The sequence below is a fragment of the Actinoplanes subglobosus genome (assembly GCF_042650585.1).
In the GTDB taxonomy this organism is placed as follows: Bacteria; Actinomycetota; Actinomycetes; order Mycobacteriales; family Micromonosporaceae; genus Actinoplanes; species Actinoplanes subglobosus.
Window position 1 is genome coordinate 287,480 of record NZ_JBHSBL010000017.1, and the last position, 16,255, is coordinate 303,734.

Sequence of the window (16,255 nt, forward strand, 5' to 3'; positions counted from 1 at the left end):
TTGCGTAATCACCCAACTACAGAGCATGATGGTGCGGCGAGACACGGACGCCGATGCGGCACGGGGGAACAGGGGCCGCCGAGGCGTCAGGGGGTGAAACAAGGGGGGACGTTTACCGTGGGGATGATCAGCGACTGGCCCAGCATGGCGGCGTGTCAGAGTGGCGACCCTGACGCGCTGTTCGTGCAGGGCGCCGAGCAGAACGTGGCGAAGAGGATCTGCCGCAGCTGCCCGGTCCGCTACGAATGCCTCGCCGACGCCCTGGACAACCGCATCGAGTTCGGCGTCTGGGGAGGCATGACGGAACGGGAGCGGCGGGCACTGCTCCGCCGGCACCCGCATGTGGCGAGCTGGCGGAAGATGTTCGAGGCCGCACTGCGGGAGAAGGGCGCCGACAAGGTGCTCGTCTCCACCCGCTGATCAGGCGTGGCCCGTCGGACCGGCGAGACATCGCCGGTCAGGCGAGCAGCGCTCCGATCGTTCGCAGCCCGTCGACGTCGTGGACGTCGGCGGGCTGCGCCGTGATCGACGTCGTCGGCACCGCCGGGAACTGGCCGGTGAACCCGGCCGCGACCCCGGCCTCGCGCTCGGCCTGGCGCAGCAGCGCGGCGTGGATCCGCAGCACGTCAGCGGTCATCTGATGCCCGCCGGCCTCGTCCAGCCGGCCGGCCGCGGCCTCGCTGTCGGCGGCGCTCAGCCCGGCCAGCTCGGTGTGATGCATCCGGTTCAGCACCAGCCCGGCCAGCGGCATCCGCTCGGCCACCAGCCGCTCGGCGAAATAGGCCGCCTCCCGGATCGCGTCCCGCTCCGGCGCGGCGACCAGCAGGAACGCGGTCTGCGGGTCCTGCAGGATCCGGTACGTCTGGTCGGCCCGCTGCCGGAAGCCGCCGAACATCGAGTCGAGGGCCGCGACGAAGCCGGACAGGTCGGTCAGCAGCTGCGCGCCGAGGATCTTCTGAACGGTTTTGGCGAACAGTCCGAACGATGCGGTGACCAGGCTGAACACGCTGCGCCCACCGGTACGCGCGGGCGCCAGCAGCATCCGCAGCATGCGACCGTCGAGGAAGCGGGACAGCCGGGCCGGCGCGTCCAGGAAGTCCAGCGCCGACCGGGACGGCGGAGTGTCCACCACGATCAGGTCCCACTCGTCGCCGGCCCGCAGCTGTCCCAGCTTCTCCATCGCCATGTACTCCTGCGTGCCGGCGAAGGTCGAGCTCATGGCCTGGTAGAACGGGTTGGCGAAGATCTCCTGAGCACGCTGCGGCGTGGTGTGCTGCTCGACCACCTCGTCGAAGGTGCGCTTCATGTCGAGCATCATGGCGTGCAGCTCGCCGCCGGCCCGCTCCGCGACGATGCCCTTGACCTGCCGGGGAGTGTTGTCCAGCTCGGTGAGACCCATCGACTGGGCGAGCCGCCGGGCCGGGTCGATGGTGAGCACCACCGTGCGGCGGCCGTGCACCTCGGCGGCCCGCAGGCCGAGAGCCGCGGCCGTGGTCGTCTTGCCCACCCCGCCGGCCCCGCAGCAGACCACGATGCGGATGGACGGGTCGGACAGCAGACCGTCGACGTCGAGCCGTGGAGCCGTCAATTCAGCCACCGTTTCAGGGTAGTGCGTCTCGATCGGACGTTCCGCTGATCACGCTCGCATCAGGAGTGCCGCCAGGTCGCCGAGTGCGGCCCGGTCGACCCCGTCCGGGAGCAGCGGCAGCTCGACCATCGGACGGTGCAGCTCGGCCAGCTCCATCCGCAGCGACTCCTCCAGCTCCCGCCGGGTCAGGTGCGCCTGGGCCTCGGTGGCCAGCTGGCTCACCGTCGCCGGGGCCGCGGCCAGCCCGGCCGCGGTCAGGCCCCGCTTGATCTCCGCTTTGGTCACCTTGCCGCCGGCCAGCAGTGGCGGCCGTGCGCCGTTGACCACGATCCGGCCCACCGGGATGTGCAGCGCGGAGAGCTCGGCGATCGCGTCGAGTGTCTCCTGGACCGGCATCTCCTCGAGCAGCGTGACCACGTGCACCGCGGTCATCGGCGAGCGCAGCAGCGACGCCACGCCCTCGCTCTGCGTCTTGATCGGACCCACCTTGACCAGCCGGGCCGTCTCCTCCGTCACGTTGAGGAAGCGGCCCACCCGGCCGGTCGGCGGCGCGTCCAGCACGACCGCGTCGTACACCCGGCTGCCGTCCCGGGAGCGGGTGGTGGCCTCTTTCACCTTGCCGGTGAGAAGAACGTCACGCAGGCCCGGGGCGATCGTGGTCGCGAAGTCGATGGCGCCGACCTTGCGCAGCGCCCGCCCGGCCGCGCCGAGCTTGTAGAACATGGCGAGGTACTCGAGGAGGGCCTCCTCGGGGTCCACGGCCAGCGCACGGACCTCGCCGCCACCGGTCGTCGTCGCGACCCGGCGCTCCGCGTAGGGCAGTGGCTCCAGACCGAACAACTGGGCGATGCCCTGCCGGCCCTCCACCTCGACGAGTAGGGTGCGCCGGCCACCGGCCGCCAGGCCCAGTGCCAGGGCCGCTGCCACGGTGCTCTTGCCGGTGCCGCCCTTGCCGGTCACCACGTGCAGCCGCTCCGGCCAGTTGCGGTGTTCGCCCATGCGTTCCACGTTACGGGCACGTGTCAGCCGGACGGGCACGTGTCAGCCTGCGACCTCGCACACCAGCCAGCCGGTCTTGCGGACGACGGTGAAACGCAGATCCTGGGTGGCGGCCTTCTCGTCCTCGGTCGACATCACCACGCGGACGTCGACCCGGGCCTGCTCCCGGTCCTGCTCGGCCACGGCCGGATCGTCCCAGCGGAAGACCGGGCCCGCGTAACCGTCCGCGTACGAGCTGATCTGCTCCACCCGGGTGGTGAGTTTCGCCTCGTCGCGGGACTTGCCGCAGACCAGGTCACGTGCGGCCGCCGCGTCCTGCTGGGTGTAGACCGCGGTGAGGAACCGGTTGACCGCCGTGACCGGGTCCGACGAGCCGGGATTGTCGGCGTCCCTGAGCAGGTAGAACGCCGAGACGGCTCCGCCGCCGCAGAGCGCCAGCGTGGCCACGAACGCCATCGAGAGGAACATCGTCGAGCGCCGCCGCGGGTCGATCCCCGGTGGCAGGCGGCCGATCGCCGGGCCCACCCAGATCGGCTCCGGCTGCGGCTGGATCTCGGCCGGCGGCGAGTGCTGGTAGGCCAGGTGCTCCGGCGGCGGGTGACGCCACTCGCCGGGTTTCTCGTGCTGGGCGTGCCACGGACCGGTCGGTGGTGGCTGATGCCACACCGGGGCCGGCACCACCGGATGCTCGGCGGTGTCGACCTCCAGTGGTGACCCGCCGGTGACCGGTGTCATCTCGGCGGTGTGGTCCAGCGCGGCCGCGTGCGGTGGCTCCGGCGGGATCGGGTCCTCCGGTGGGATCGGCGCCGGAGGCTCCGGGTCGGGTGACGGCGGCGGTTCCGGATGTCCGCCGGGCTCGTTCCGAGCGTCGTGCGTCATGTCATCCTCCGCTCATTGCACTCAGTGATGGCATGTGCGCGTTGTGTACACAACTCCCGTCAGCCTAACCAACCGGCTGGTCGCACGCGCCCTAAGCTGTCCCGGTATCCGACGAACAGGAGAGCGCAAGCCATGCAGAAGTGGGAGTACGTGACCGTGCCCCTGCTGGTCCACGCGACCAAGCAGATCCTCGACAACTGGGGCGAGGACGGCTGGGAGCTCGTCCAGGTCGTCCCGGGGCCCAACCCGGAGCAGTTGGTCGCCTATCTGAAGCGGCCCAAGTCATGACCACTCCCGCCCCGATCGCGGGCGAGGGCGGGGTCGACGCCTACGCCAGGCTCGCCGAGCTGGGCCTCACCCTGCCGGCCGTGGTCGCGCCGGTCGGGTCCTATGTCCCGGCCGTCCAGTCCGGCAACTACGTCTACACCTCCGGGCAGCTGCCGTTCGTCGACGGCAAGCTGCCGCAGACCGGCAAGGTCGGTGACGACGTCACCGTCGAGGAGGCCGCCGCACTGGCCCGGCTGTGCGCCGTCAACGCGCTCGCCGCGATTGACGCGCTGGTCGGTCTCGGCCGGGTCGTGAAGATCGTCAAGGTGGTCGGTTTCGTCGCGTCGGCACCCGGGTTCACCGCCCAGCCGGCCGTGGTCAACGGGGCTTCCGACCTGTTCGGCGCGGTCCTCGGTGAGCAGGGCCGGCACGCCCGCAGCGCGGTCGGAGTGGCCGAGCTGCCGCTCGGTGCCCCGGTCGAGGTCGAGGTAATCGCAGAAGTGGCGTGATCTTGCGGTGATTCGGGCGCATTTGCTCACCGATGGTGACCGGATCGGACATCGTGTCTCGGTCATGGTCGCCGGACCGACGTACGATTCGGGTCATGGGGGCTGCTGAGCCCGAGTCGGCCGAGGTCGACCGGCTGCCGGGTTGGGTGACGCTGCTGCTGGCGCCCAACCCGGGGCCGATGACGCTGGACGGCACCAACACCTGGATCCTGCGGGCGCCCGGCGCCGAGCGGGCCACCGTCGTCGATCCCGGTCCGCTCGACGAGGGGCATCTGCGCCGGATCGCCGAGCACGGTCCGATCGAGCGCATTCTGATCACACACGGTCATCACGATCATGTGGAGGGCGCGGCCCGTCTCTCCGAGATGCTCGGCGGGGCCCCGGTGCGGGCCGGCTCACCGGTCCACTGCCTGGGCGGTGAGCCTTTCGACCCGAGCGAGTCCATCGACGGGAACGGGCTGGAAATACGGGTGATGGAGACTCCGGGTCACACCAGCGACTCGGTGTCCTTTCTCGTCATTTGTGGAACGGATCTCGCCGGATGTGGGACTGATCGCGCGATGTTCACCGGTGACACCATGCTCGGCCGCGGGACCACGGTGGTGGCCCCGCCCGACGGCGATCTGGGTGCCTACCTGGGTAGTTTGGAGCTGCTCAGCGCGTACCCCGAGGTGTTGATGTTGCCCGGCCACGGACCGGCCCGGGGCGACACCGCCGAGCGTGCCCGCTTCTATCTCGGTCATCGCCGGGAGCGGCTGGCGCAGGTCGCCGCCGCCATGGCGGCCGGCGCGGAGACACCCGGCGCCGTCGTCGACCTGGTCTACCCCGACCTCGACCCGGGCCTGCGGTTCGCCGCCGAGTGGTCCGCGGCGGCGCAGCTCGCGTATCTGCGCCGGGAGCAGTCGTGACCTGCCCGGTCTGCGGGACCGTCCCGGTCCCCGGCGCCCGTTTCTGCCACCACTGCGGCGCCGGTCTGCCGGCCGCCGCGCTGCTGCCGGCCGCCGAGCGCCGCATCGTCACGGTGCTCTTCGGCGACCTCTCCGACTTCACGTCGTTCTCCGAGGACCTCGATCCCGAGCGGGTCGGCGCGGTGACCGATCGGGTGCTGGCCTCGCTGGCCGGCGCGGTGAAGACGTTCGGCGGGCACGTCGACAAGCTGACCGGCGACGGGATCATGGCTGTCTTCGGTGCGCCGGTGGCCCACGAGGACGACGCCGAGCGCGCGGTCCGGGCCGCCCTGAGCATGCAGCGCGCGGTCCGCCGGGTGCTCGACGACGAGCGTGGCGGCGGCGCGCCCCTCGGTCTGCGCGTCGGGCTGAACACCGGTGAGGTGGTCGCCGGAGTGCAGGCCGGTATCGAGTACACGGTGATCGGCGACACGGTTAACACCGCGGCCCGGCTGGCCGACGCCGCCGCGGTCGGCACCGTCTACGCCGGCGAGCGGACCAGCGCGGGGACACGGCACGTCGCCTCCTGGCGCCAGTTGCGGCCGCTGCGCCTCAAGGGCAAGCGGGAGCCGGTTCCGACGTACGAGCTGCTCGGTCTGCACGATGCCCCCGGCACCCGCTCCGGCCTGGGCGACGAGGCACCGTTCGTCGGCCGTGAGGCCGAGCTGGGCCGGGTCTCCGGCCGGCTGGCCGAGGCGATCGACACCGGCCACCCGCGAATCCTGGTGATGACGGCCGAGGCGGGCATCGGCAAGTCCCGGTTCGCCGGTGAGGTCAAACGCCTGGCCACCGGCTATTCCGGGCATGCGGCGCGGGTGCTGCGGGTGCGGTGCCGGGCCTTCGGCGAGCGCCGGAGGTACGCGCCACTCGCCGACCTGGTCCGCAAGGCGGCCGGCCTGCCCAAGGACGTCGCCACCACGGTCGCCCGCTCGGTCGTCGAGGAGCGGCTGCGCAAACTCGCCGGCCGGCTGAACGCGACGCTCGACAGCGACCGTCTGCTGGTGCTGCTCGGTTACGGCGAGGCACCGGACCGCACGGTCGGCCCGACAGCGCCCGCCGACCGCCCGGCCAGCGCCCGCCGGATCGACGCCGAGGCGATCTCGATCGCCGTCGCGGACCTGCTCAACGCGCTCGCCGCAGAGGAGCCGCTGGTGGTGATCGTGGACGACCTGCACGACGCCACCGACACCACGCTCGATGCGATCGGTCTCACCCTCAACCAGCTGGAGGGTCCGGTCGTGGCGTTGCTGCTGGGCCGCCCCGAGCTGGTGCGGACGGCCGGCGCGATGACCCGGCTCGCCGACGCCGAGGTGCACAGCCTGCCCCCGCTTCGCGGCGCCGACGCGTCCCGGCTGCTCACGTCCTATCTGCACGGCGGCAAGCTGCCCCCGGCCGACGGTGACCGGCTCCTCGCCACCGCCCAGGGCAACCCGTTCTACCTGGCCGAGATGGTCACCCTGCTGATGGAGCGGGGCGCGCTCACCCCGGCGGTCGGGGCCGACGCGGCCGGTCGCTGGCAGCTGGCCGCGGGATCGCTCGGCAGTCGGCTGCTCTCCCGTGACCTGGCCGCTGTCCTGGCGGCCCGTATCGACGCGCTCACCCCGGAACCACGGTCGGTGCTGCGGGACGCCTCGGTGGCCGGGACGACGGTGCCCAGCGGCGTGCTGGAGGCCTTGCAGGAGCGGCGGGCGGTCGCCGACACCCGGCCCGGCGTCGTCGTCGCGGTCGAGCTCGAGCGGGCTGTGGACGAGCTGCTCCAGCGCCGGATGCTGCACCGGTCGCGGTCCGGCGGTTACCAGTTCAGCACCCCGTTGATGCGCGAGGCGGCGTACGCCGGGATCGGCAAGGGCGACCTGGCCGAGCGGCACGCCTATCTGGCCTCCTGGGCGGCACCGGAGAGTGTGACCGAGCCCGGCAACGACGGCGCGGTCCGGCTCAACCTGACCGGCGGCGAGCGGGACGCGTTCATCGCCGTGCACGCCGAGCACGCGCTGGAGCTGGCCGACGCGGTGCGGCTGCGGCCGGACGCCGCGGCCCGCGAGGTCGCCCCGCTCGGCGTCGCGGCGCTCGGCCGGCTGGCCCGGCGGGCACTGGCCGACATCGAGCCGGCCGCCGCCATCGAGTATGCGGACCGAGCCACCGCCCTGGCCAAGGGCGACCTGCCGCTCCCCGACCAGCTCGTGCTCGCCCGCGCCCAGCTGCGCCTGGGCCGCGCCGAGCTGGCACTGGCCCTCGGCGAGAAGATCGCGGTCGCGGCTGCCGACGAGCCGGTCTGCCGTGCCGAGGCGATGATCGTGGTGGGCCGTGCCTACGAGGCGCTCGGTGATACCGGCCGGGCGGTCGTCTCCTGGCAGGAGGCCCTCGACGTGGCCACCGAGGCCCAGTTGCTGCCGGAGCGGGCCAACGCGATGCGCCGGCTCGGGATGGCCGACTTCCTCAACGGGCGGCTCAGTCAGGCGAGCAGCCGGTTCGCGGCGGCCTACCAGGTGACGCTCGCGGCCGGGGACCGGCACGGGCAGGCCTGGGCGCTGCAGAGCCTTGCCTGGGTGACCACCACCCGGGGCGACTTCGCCGGCACCGACGCGGTGCTGGGCCGGGCCGCACGGCTCTTCGCCGAGCTCGGTGACCCGGTCGGGCGGGCCTGGCTGCGCGGCACCACGGCGTTCGCCCGTCTGCTGGCTGGCCGGCTGCACGAGGCGCGGCGGCTGGCCCGGTTGTTCCTGCCGTTCGGTGACCGGGTCGGTGAGGGCTGGGCGGTCGGCACGCTGCGGGTCGTCGAGGCCTATGCGGCGGCCGAGCTCGGTGACCTCGGGCCGGCCGACGGGCAGGCGCGCCGGGCGTATCGGGAGTTCCTGGAGGTCTCCGACGACTGGGGCTGCGGGCTCGCTCTCGTGGTGCGTGGCGCGATCGCCCGCGGGCTGGGCGAGCTGGATCACGCCTCCGACCTGCTCACCGACGCGATGGGTTACGCCGACCGCACCGGGCATCCGCTGCTGCTCGGCATGGCCGGGACACTGCGCGGGTTCGTCGCCCTGCAGCGCGGTGATCTGGAGGCGGCCGAGGCCGACGCGCGCCGGGTGATGACCGCCGTCGAGCCGCACAATCCGCTGGCACCGGCCCAGGTGGGCCCGCGGGTGCTGCTGGCCGAGGCACGGACCAGGTCGGGGGACGCGGCGACCGCGGTGGGGCTCCTCGCGCCGATCGCCAGTGACACGTCGACGCCGTCGCTGCTCTTCTCGCGGCGGCACGCGCTGGCGTCGTATGCTTCGGCGCTCCTCGCCGAGGGCCGGGTGGACACCGCTGTCACGTGGATCGAGCGGGCCGCCGCCGCGCCGGCCGAGGATGTGCGCAGTGGTGTGATCTCCGCCATGGTCCGGGCCCGGGTGCTCGCGGCCGCCGATCGTTGCGATGAGGCAAGGACCGCTGCGGACGAAGCGGTGCGATTGGCGCACTCCACCGAGCAGTCGAGCGAGCGGGCGGCCGCCGAGGAGCTGCGGAAAACCCTGGCGATGACGGTTGTCGAGGAAACTGTCGCGTACGCGTCTGACGTGCCCGGATGATCTTCCGGGTGGCTGGCGTATTTTCTATTCCGTGACGGAGACTCCGCCTGGTGCCCTGCCCGTACCATACGTACCAGGCATGTCCGGATTGTCGGTCATGGCGAGGGGTGGTTACGCCACCGTGTATCGCGCCACCCAGGACTCCGTCGGGCGCGACGTCGCCATCAAGATGGAGAACCGGACCCTCGACAACGCCCGCGACCAGGCCCGGTTCCTGCGTGAGGCACGGGCGGCCGGGCGTATGTCGTCCCACCCGCACGTGGTCGACCTGTTCGACGTGGGCGTCACCGTCGACCAGCACCCCTACCTGATCATGGAGTTGTGCGACGGGTCGTATCTGGATCGCATGCGCGTCGCCCCGCTCAACGCCGTCGAGGCCCGCGACGTCGGCATCAAGATCGCTGACGCGCTGGTGCACTCGCACGCCAACGGGGTGCTGCACCGTGACGTCAAGCCGGCCAACATCCTGTACTCGGAGTTCAACGCGGCGGTGCTCGCCGACTTCGGCCTCGCCGTGCTCGGGGAGATGCGCGACTCGTCGGTGACCCTCGAGGTGCTCACGCCGGCCTACGCGCCGCCGGAGATGTTCCGCCACGACACCCCGTCCGGCGCGGCCGACGTCTACGCGCTCTGCGCCACCCTCTACGCCGTGATGAGCGGCCGACCACCGCGCTGGGCCACCGACCGCAGCCCCAGCCTGCTCACCCTGATGGACCTCTTCCACCAGCCGATCCCCGACCTGCCGTCGGCGCCGCGGGCGCTCACCGACGTGCTGCGGTATGGGATGAACAACGACCCCGGTTCGCGGCCGACCGCCGAGCAGCTCCGTGACCTGCTCAACAACCTGCACCTGGACCCGAGCACGCCTCAGCCGCCGCCGACCGTCTACCGCTCGGCCTCGACCAGCCACGTGCCGCCGCCCCGGCCCCGGCCGATCCCGCCGAGCACGCCGACGCTCGACGAGACACCGACGGTCCACCATCACACCGAGCGCAAGGGCTTCTTCCAGAAGTGGTTCGGTAACTGACCGTCTACTCCGGATCGAGGACGGCCAGGAGTTCGCCGGTGTCCACTTCGACTCCAGGTTGGACCGGAAGCGACGAGACCACGCCGGCCGACGGCGCGTGCACCGGATGCTCCAGTTTCATCGCCTCCAGGGTGAGCAGCAGCTCACCGGCCCGGACCCGTTGCCCGGGAACGACCAGGATGCGGCGGACCGCCCCGGGTAGCGGCGCGATCAGCGAGCTCTCGGCGGCCTCCGGGGCGGGCAGCGGGAAACGGGAGATCTCCCGGAGCGCGACCGACCCCTCTGGACTGTCTACATACGAGACGTCGCCGACCCGGTGGACGTGCACTCCCATCCGGATGCCCTGCACGTTGAGGACCACCCGGTCGCTGTCGGCCTGCACCACGACGACCGCGGGGTGCTCGTCGGCGACCGGCGCCTGTCCCAGCCCGGCCAGATCCAGTTCCTCCGGGTCGACGGCCCGGACCCACCAGCCGGCCAGGTCGCCGCGACGGTTCATCCGGTAACCGACCTCGACCGGGCCGGTCGGGCCGTCGTACACCGCCGTCTGTGAACCCGAGGGAACGTTGCGCCAGCCGGACGGCAGCGAGCCGAGGACCGGTGCCGCCGCACGCCGCGCCGCGGCGCCGGCGAGGGCGGCCGCGAGGCAGGAGAGACGCACGGCGTCGACCGAGGAGAGCAGCGGGGCGAAGACCTCCGGATGCCGGTCCAGGAATCCGGTGTCCAGATCCCCGGCGCGGAACGCGTGGTGCCGCAACACCCGGACCAGCAGGTCGCGGTTGGAGACGACACCATGCAGATGGGTACGGGCCAGAGCCGACGCGATCATCCGGGCGGCCTCCTGGCGGCTCGGTGCCCAGGCCACGAGTTTGGCCAGCATCGGATCGTGGTGCATCCCGATCACCGATCCGTCCGCGACCCCGGCGTCCAGGCGCAGGCCCGGCTGGGGGAGCGGACGGAACCATCCGGCGATGTCCGGCACCGCGAACCGGTGCAGCGTGCCGGCCGCCGGGAGCCACGCGTACGCCGGGTCCTCGGCGCAGATCCGCACCTCGATGGCGTGGCCGCGGATCGGCGGCGGCCCGGGCATCGGCACACTGCCGCCCTCGGCCACCAGCAGCTGGAGCCGCACCAGGTCGTAACCGGAGACGCACTCGGTGACCGCGTGATCGGCCTGCAGGGTGGGGGTGAGTTCGAGGAACCAGAAGTCGCCCTGGGCGTCGAGGAGGAACTCGACGGCACCCGCGCCGACGTAGCCCAGCGCCCGGACCGCGATGATCGCCGCGCGGCACAGGTCCTCGCGCAGCGCCGGATCGACGGCCGGGGACGGCGTCTCCTCGATGATCTTCTGGTAGCGGCGCTGGACCGAGCACTCCCGCTCGCCGAACGGCACGACCGAACCGTGGGCGTCGGCCAGGATCGGCACCTCGATGTGGCGGGCGTTGCCGACGTACGGCTCGCAGAACACCTCGCCGCCGACCTCGCGCCGGGTGGAGGCGATCGCCTCGGCCAGCGTGCCCGCGTCCCGGACCACCCGGATGCCCAGGCCGCCGGTGCCGCTCGCCGGTTTGATCAACACGGGGAAGCCGGGCACCTGGTCCGGGTCGGTGAAGGTCGGCAGGACCGGCACCTGCGCCTCCGCCACCAGCTTCTTCGTCTCGATCTTGTCAGCCAGGGTGCGCAGCGTGGCCGGTGGCGGCCCGGCCCAGATCATCCCGGCATCGACGACCGCGGCGGCGAAGTCCGGGTCCTCGGCGAGCTTGCCGATCCCCGGATGTACGGCGTTGGCGCCGGCCCGCTGGGCGGCCGCGATCAGTGCCTCGGTCTGCAGGTAGGTCGCCGACGGGGTGTTGCCCGGCAGATGAACCGCGTAGTCCGCCTCGATCACGTGCGGCGCGTCGGTGTCGACGTCGGAGTAGACGGCCACCGTCTCGATGCCGACCAGCCTGCACGTGGCGAACACCCGGCGGGCGACCTCTCCACGGTCGGCCACCAGAAGTCGTCGGATCACTGGTCTACCTTTCAAGATCGGAACACACCGACGTGTCCGGCGCCCTCCACGGCCGCGCTGTGCACGGCGGAGAGGCAGAAGCCGAGGACCGTACGGGTGTCGCGTGGGTCGAGGACGCCGTCATCGGCTCTACTCGTGTCGGCCGACGGCCAGCTGAACCGGAACCGTGGCTCGTCGGTGCGTTCACCGGTGACGTCGCCGACCGTGAGGACCAGGTGCGGCACCGTCGACCGGGCTATCGCGTGCGCCATCGGGGCGTCGTGCCGGGTGTCCTGCTCCTCCTCGGCGGGCGAGCCGACATGCCGGAGGAACAGCACCGGCGTGGCCGTGGTGTTCGCCAGGTGCAGGAAGTGGACGACCTTCTGCGCCTCGGCCGCCGAACACGACCGGACCGGGGAGGCGAGCACACCCAGGGGATATCCGTGCAGCTCCCCCCAGCCGGCCACCATCGCGGTGCCGTGGCCGGGCTTGAACTCGTCGAAGTCGCTGTCGTCCAGGATCCGGGCGAACACCTCGCGCGGCTCGAACACGGCCGGATCGGCGGCGGCCAGCGTGAGCAGGCCCTCGGGATCGTGCCGGGGCGGGAGCGGGCGGCGGATCCGGGGCGGGGGGCCGAGCTTGCGCCAGTTGAGACGCCGGACGCACTGCCGGGCCAGGCGCAGCCCGTCCCGCTCGTCCTCGGCGAGCTGGTCGGCCGGACCGGTCGGGCCGGCCGGCACCACCGGGGTTGCGCGCACGTCGACGCTCGCGTGACCGTTTATCGGCTGCGGGTGGATCGTCAGCACCTTCGCGTGCCCGCGCACCCGGATCGTGTAGTCGGAGAGGGCCGGCAGGTAGGCGGCGTCGCCGGTGGTGGCGCCGAAGACCACGCAGATCGACGGGACCAGGTCCGGTGGGAACAGGCCGCCGGCCGAACCACTGTCACCGGCCGACTCGACCAGGTTGATCAGCGGCAGCCGGTTCGTCGTGGCGATCGCGGTGGCCCGCCGGATCTTCTCGGCCGTGTACGGGTTGACCGCGCCCTCGTCCACCGTCGGATCGTTCGCGACCACGACACACTCGACGCCCTCGACCACACCGACCCCGGTGACCACGCTGGCGCCGACCGGGAACTCCGAGCCCCACGCCGCGACCGGGCACAACTCCAGGAACGGGCTGTCCTGGTCGAGCAGCATCTCGATGCGTTCCCGGGGCAGCAGCTTGCCGCGTGCGTGATGCCGGGTCACATATTTCTCGCCACCGCCGGCCCGGGCCTCGTCGAGGGCGGACTCCAGCGCGGCGAGGCGTTCCAGGGTGGTCCCGCGCCCCTCCAGATAGGCGGGGTCACGCGGGTCCAGCGTGGTGTCGAGCACGGTCATCTCGCCACACCCCTGCCTGCCTTCAATGCCGCGCCCTCTCCTGTCCGTACCGATGCCTCTCGGCCACCTCCGTAACGAGTGGCCGAGGTGATGCGACACGGACAGGTGGAACAGCACGATTAAGGGGCTGTCCCGACGGGACAGCCCCTTATAAGCGGGGATCAGACGCGGGCGCGGCGGGCCAGACGCTCCGGGTCCAGGATGATCACGCTCTTGCCGTCGAGGCGGAGCCAGGCGCGCGAGGCGAAGTCGGCGAGCGCCTTGTTGACCGTCTCGCGGGAGGCGCCGACCAGCTGGGCCAGCTCCTCCTGGGTGAGGTCGTGGGTCACCCGCAGGACGCCGCCGTCACGGGTGCCGAAACGGCCCGCCATCTGCAGCAGGTTCTTCGCGACGCGACCGGGCACGTCGGTGAAGATCAGGTCGGCGAGCGCGTCGTTGGTCCGGCGCAGGCGGCGGGCCAGGACGCGGAGCAGCTGCTCGGCGATCTCGGGCCGGTTGTTCAGCCACGGGCGCAGCGACGACTTCTTCAACCGGGCCAGGCGGCTGTCGGTCACCGCGGTGGCGGTCGCCGTACGCGGCCCGGGGTCGAAGAGGGAGAGCTCGCCCAGCATGTCGGACGGCCCCATGATGGAGACGAGGTTCTGCCGGCCGTCAGCCGCTCGGCGACCGAGCTTGATCTTTCCGGACAGAACGATATACAGGCTGTCGCCGGCCTCGCCCTCATTGAAGACCACGTCGCCCTTGCGGACTTCGATCGTGTCCATCTCCTTGGCGAGCGCCTCGGCGGCTTCCGGGTCTACACCCTGAAAGATTCCGCTCCGGGCCAGTACCTCATCCATCGCCGCACCTTTCGAAAACGCGCAACGTCTGCGCTCGATCAGTCTAGGCGCACGCGGGCGAGAAACGGGCGGCCACCCCTTGATCCAGATACTGGACGGTAACAGGAAATGCCCTGACCGCTTGTGGCAATTCAGCGGTCCGGGCATATCAGGACAGGCCTTTCGTCCGTCGATCCCGCTTGCCGGGCGACGGTATCGTCCTTGTCGATGAATTCGCACCCCCGGACCCGCTGCACGAGCCAGTCCTTCCGAGCAGTCACTATTGCTTCTCTTGTCCTGTTTGGGGCGGCTTTGGGGGGTTGTGGCCTTGTGGGCGGTGATGCCGACCCGGTTTGGAACGCGCCATCCGGATCCGCACCGGCCACGGCAGTCAGCGGGAAACCGGTGAAGGAGTCGGCGCAGGCCGAGTCGATCAGCCTCTCCGCGACCGGCGACATCATCATGGGCGACGCGCCCAACAAGCTCCCGGCGAACGACGGCGAGGGCTTCTTCGACTCGGTGACCGAGGCGCTCGAGTCCGATTTCGTCATGGGCAACCTGGAGCAGCCGCTCACCGGCGACACCGGCACCTCCAAGTGCGGCACGCCGAAACGGCCCAACTGCTTCGCCTTCCGGTCGCCGCCGGCCTACGCCGAGCACCTCAAGGACGCCGGGTTCCAGCTGCTCAACACGGCCAACAACCACTCCAAGGACTACGGGTCGCAGGGCTACCAGAACACGGTGGAGGCGCTGGAGAGCGCCGGCCTGGAGCACACCGGCGCGGAGGACCAGATCACCGTCGTCGACGTCAAGGGCGTCAAGGTCGCGGTGGTCGGCTTCTCGCCGTACGCCGGAGCCAACAACCTGAACGACCTGGACGCCGCCGAGGCCGTCGTCGCCTCCGCCAAGGAGAAGGCCGACCTCGTCGTGGTCCAGGTGCACATGGGCGCCGAGGGCTCCGACAAGACGCACGTGAAACCGGGCAACGAGCTGTTCTTCGGCGAGAACCGGGGCGACCCGATCAAGTTCAGTCATACCGTCATCGACGCCGGGGCCGACCTGGTCGTCGGGCACGGACCGCACGTGCTCCGGGGCATGGAGTTCTACAAGGGCAAGCTGATCGCGTACAGCCTCGGCAACTTCGCCGGTGGCGGCCGGACCCTGTCCCGCAACGGCGTCCTCAAGTACTCCGGCGTCCTGCATGTGTCGCTCACCAAGGAGGGTGAGTATGTGGAGGGGAAGTTCGTCTCCACGTACCTCAACGATGCCGGCGTCCCGACCAGGGACAAGGCCGACGATCGCGGCCGCAAGATGGTCGCCGAGCTGTCGGAGGCCGACTTCGACGAGACCGCCGCCGTCATCGGGGCCGACGGGAGCATCAAGCCGTCCGCATGACCGGCCGACGTACTCTTTACCGGTGACCCGACCCCGCGCCGCGACCATCCCTCCCCGGCGCTTCGCGGGTGAGACGGAGCTGGGCCGTAAACGCCGGGCCCGCAAGATGGCCCGCGTGCTCGCCGAGACCCATCCCGACGCGCACTGTGAGCTCGACTTCACCAATCCGCTCGAGCTCGCGGTCGCGACGATCCTGTCCGCCCAGACCACCGACGTCCGGGTCAATCAGGTCACTCCCGAGCTGTTCCGGCGCTACCGCACGGCCGCCGACTACGCCGGTGCCGACCGGGCCGCGATGGAGACGCTGCTGCGGCCCACCGGCTTCTTCCGGGCCAAGACCAACTCGCTGATCGGGCTCGGCCAGGCGCTGCTGGAGCGGCATGACGGTCAGGTCCCGCGCAAGCTGGAGCAGCTGGTGAAACTGCCCGGCATCGGCCGTAAGACGGCCAACGTGGTGCTCGGCAACGCGTTCGGCGTCCCCGGCATCACCGTCGACACCCACTTCCGGCGGCTCACCAACCGGTTCGGCTGGGTCGACGAGCAGGACGAGGTGAAGATCGAGTTCGCCGTCGCCGAGATGATCGAGAAACGCGACTGGACGATGCTGTCGCATCGGGTGATCTTCCACGGGCGGCGGGTCTGCCATGCGCGGACGCCTGCTTGCGGGGCGTGCACCCTGGCGAGCATGTGCCCGGCTTATGGGACCGGGCCGACCGAGGCCGCGCCGGCGGCGAAGCTGCTCAAGGGGCCGCGGGCACGCGATCTGGCGGCGGCCGCGGGCGTCGATCCGGACCTGGTCCCGGCCTCCGCTCTGGCCGCCGATCCGGACCTGGTCCCGGCCGCCGATCCGGACCTGGTCCCGGCCTCCTCCCCGACCGCCGATCCCGCCGCCACCCC

General features: G+C 71.5%; 13 protein-coding genes and 1 pseudogene. 8 read left to right on the forward strand and 6 right to left on the reverse strand.

Going from position 1 to position 16,255, the window contains the following annotated elements:
• The first annotated feature begins 117 nt into the window (after positions 1-117).
• Complete coding sequence (locus ACFO0C_RS19250) at positions 118-420, forward strand: WhiB family transcriptional regulator (protein WP_041832981.1); 303 nt, start codon at positions 118-120, stop codon at positions 418-420.
• A gap of 37 nt (positions 421-457) precedes the next feature.
• Here ACFO0C_RS19250 and ACFO0C_RS19255 read toward each other — a convergent pair whose 3' ends face one another.
• From ACFO0C_RS19255 to ACFO0C_RS19265, 3 genes are read right to left on the reverse strand one after another with little or no spacing between them, the layout of a single operon-like run.
• Entirely contained in the window at positions 458-1,588 is a 1,131-nt protein-coding gene (locus tag ACFO0C_RS19255) for an ArsA family ATPase (protein WP_378068509.1), read from the reverse strand.
• A 48-nt stretch (positions 1,589-1,636) separates the two neighbouring features.
• Positions 1,637-2,587 carry an ArsA-related P-loop ATPase gene (locus ACFO0C_RS19260; RefSeq protein ID WP_378068030.1) on the reverse strand — a complete coding sequence of 317 codons (951 nt, stop codon included), beginning with the start codon at positions 2,585-2,587 and terminating at the stop codon, positions 1,637-1,639.
• A gap of 42 nt (positions 2,588-2,629) precedes the next feature.
• Positions 2,630-3,466 (reverse strand): Rv0361 family membrane protein, encoded by an 837-nt coding sequence (locus ACFO0C_RS19265; RefSeq protein ID WP_378068031.1) that lies wholly within the window; start codon positions 3,464-3,466, stop codon positions 2,630-2,632.
• A 132-nt stretch (positions 3,467-3,598) separates the two neighbouring features.
• Between ACFO0C_RS19265 and ACFO0C_RS19270 the strand changes: the two genes are divergently transcribed.
• The 5 genes from ACFO0C_RS19270 (at position 3,599) to ACFO0C_RS19290 (ending at position 9,776) form a co-directional block, all read left to right on the forward strand.
• A complete protein-coding gene (locus tag ACFO0C_RS19270) occupies positions 3,599-3,754 on the forward strand; it encodes a DUF4177 domain-containing protein (protein WP_093619400.1) in 156 nt (51 codons plus the stop codon).
• Complete coding sequence (locus ACFO0C_RS19275) at positions 3,751-4,242, forward strand: RidA family protein (protein WP_378068032.1); 492 nt, start codon at positions 3,751-3,753, stop codon at positions 4,240-4,242. The genes ACFO0C_RS19270 and ACFO0C_RS19275 overlap by 4 nt, the downstream gene beginning before the upstream one ends.
• Before the next feature lie 95 nt (positions 4,243-4,337).
• A complete protein-coding gene (locus ACFO0C_RS19280) occupies positions 4,338-5,150 on the forward strand; it encodes an MBL fold metallo-hydrolase (RefSeq protein ID WP_378068033.1) in 813 nt (270 codons plus the stop codon).
• On the forward strand, positions 5,147-8,749 hold the full coding sequence (locus tag ACFO0C_RS19285) for an adenylate/guanylate cyclase domain-containing protein (protein WP_378068034.1): 3,603 nt from the start codon (positions 5,147-5,149) through the stop codon (positions 8,747-8,749). Before ACFO0C_RS19280 ends, ACFO0C_RS19285 begins: the two co-directional genes overlap by 4 nt.
• Positions 8,750-8,780: 31 nt before the next feature.
• Entirely contained in the window at positions 8,781-9,776 is a 996-nt protein-coding gene (locus ACFO0C_RS19290) for a serine/threonine-protein kinase (protein WP_378068035.1), read from the forward strand.
• A 4-nt stretch (positions 9,777-9,780) separates the two neighbouring features.
• Here ACFO0C_RS19290 and ACFO0C_RS19295 read toward each other — a convergent pair whose 3' ends face one another.
• The 3 genes from ACFO0C_RS19295 to ACFO0C_RS19305 all read right to left on the reverse strand — a co-directional run bounded on the left by ACFO0C_RS19295 (position 9,781) and on the right by ACFO0C_RS19305 (position 13,984).
• Positions 9,781-11,787: an ATP-binding protein gene (locus tag ACFO0C_RS19295; protein ID WP_378068036.1), complete on the reverse strand. Its 2,007-nt coding sequence runs from the start codon at positions 11,785-11,787 to the stop codon at positions 9,781-9,783.
• An 11-nt stretch (positions 11,788-11,798) separates the two neighbouring features.
• Positions 11,799-13,145, reverse strand: coding sequence for a carboxyl transferase domain-containing protein (locus ACFO0C_RS19300; protein WP_378068037.1), 1,347 nt, complete (start codon positions 13,143-13,145; stop codon positions 11,799-11,801).
• A gap of 161 nt (positions 13,146-13,306) precedes the next feature.
• On the reverse strand, positions 13,307-13,984 hold the full coding sequence (locus ACFO0C_RS19305) for a Crp/Fnr family transcriptional regulator (protein WP_014447921.1): 678 nt from the start codon (positions 13,982-13,984) through the stop codon (positions 13,307-13,309).
• Between the two features lie 207 nt (positions 13,985-14,191).
• On the opposite strand from ACFO0C_RS19305, the gene ACFO0C_RS19310 reads away from it, so the two are divergent.
• Complete coding sequence (locus tag ACFO0C_RS19310; protein ID WP_378068038.1) at positions 14,192-15,358, forward strand: CapA family protein; 1,167 nt, start codon at positions 14,192-14,194, stop codon at positions 15,356-15,358.
• A gap of 46 nt (positions 15,359-15,404) precedes the next feature.
• Positions 15,405-16,181, forward strand: a pseudogene (gene nth / locus ACFO0C_RS19315) (endonuclease III); the annotation flags it as partial.
• Positions 16,182-16,255: the final 74 nt, after the last annotated feature.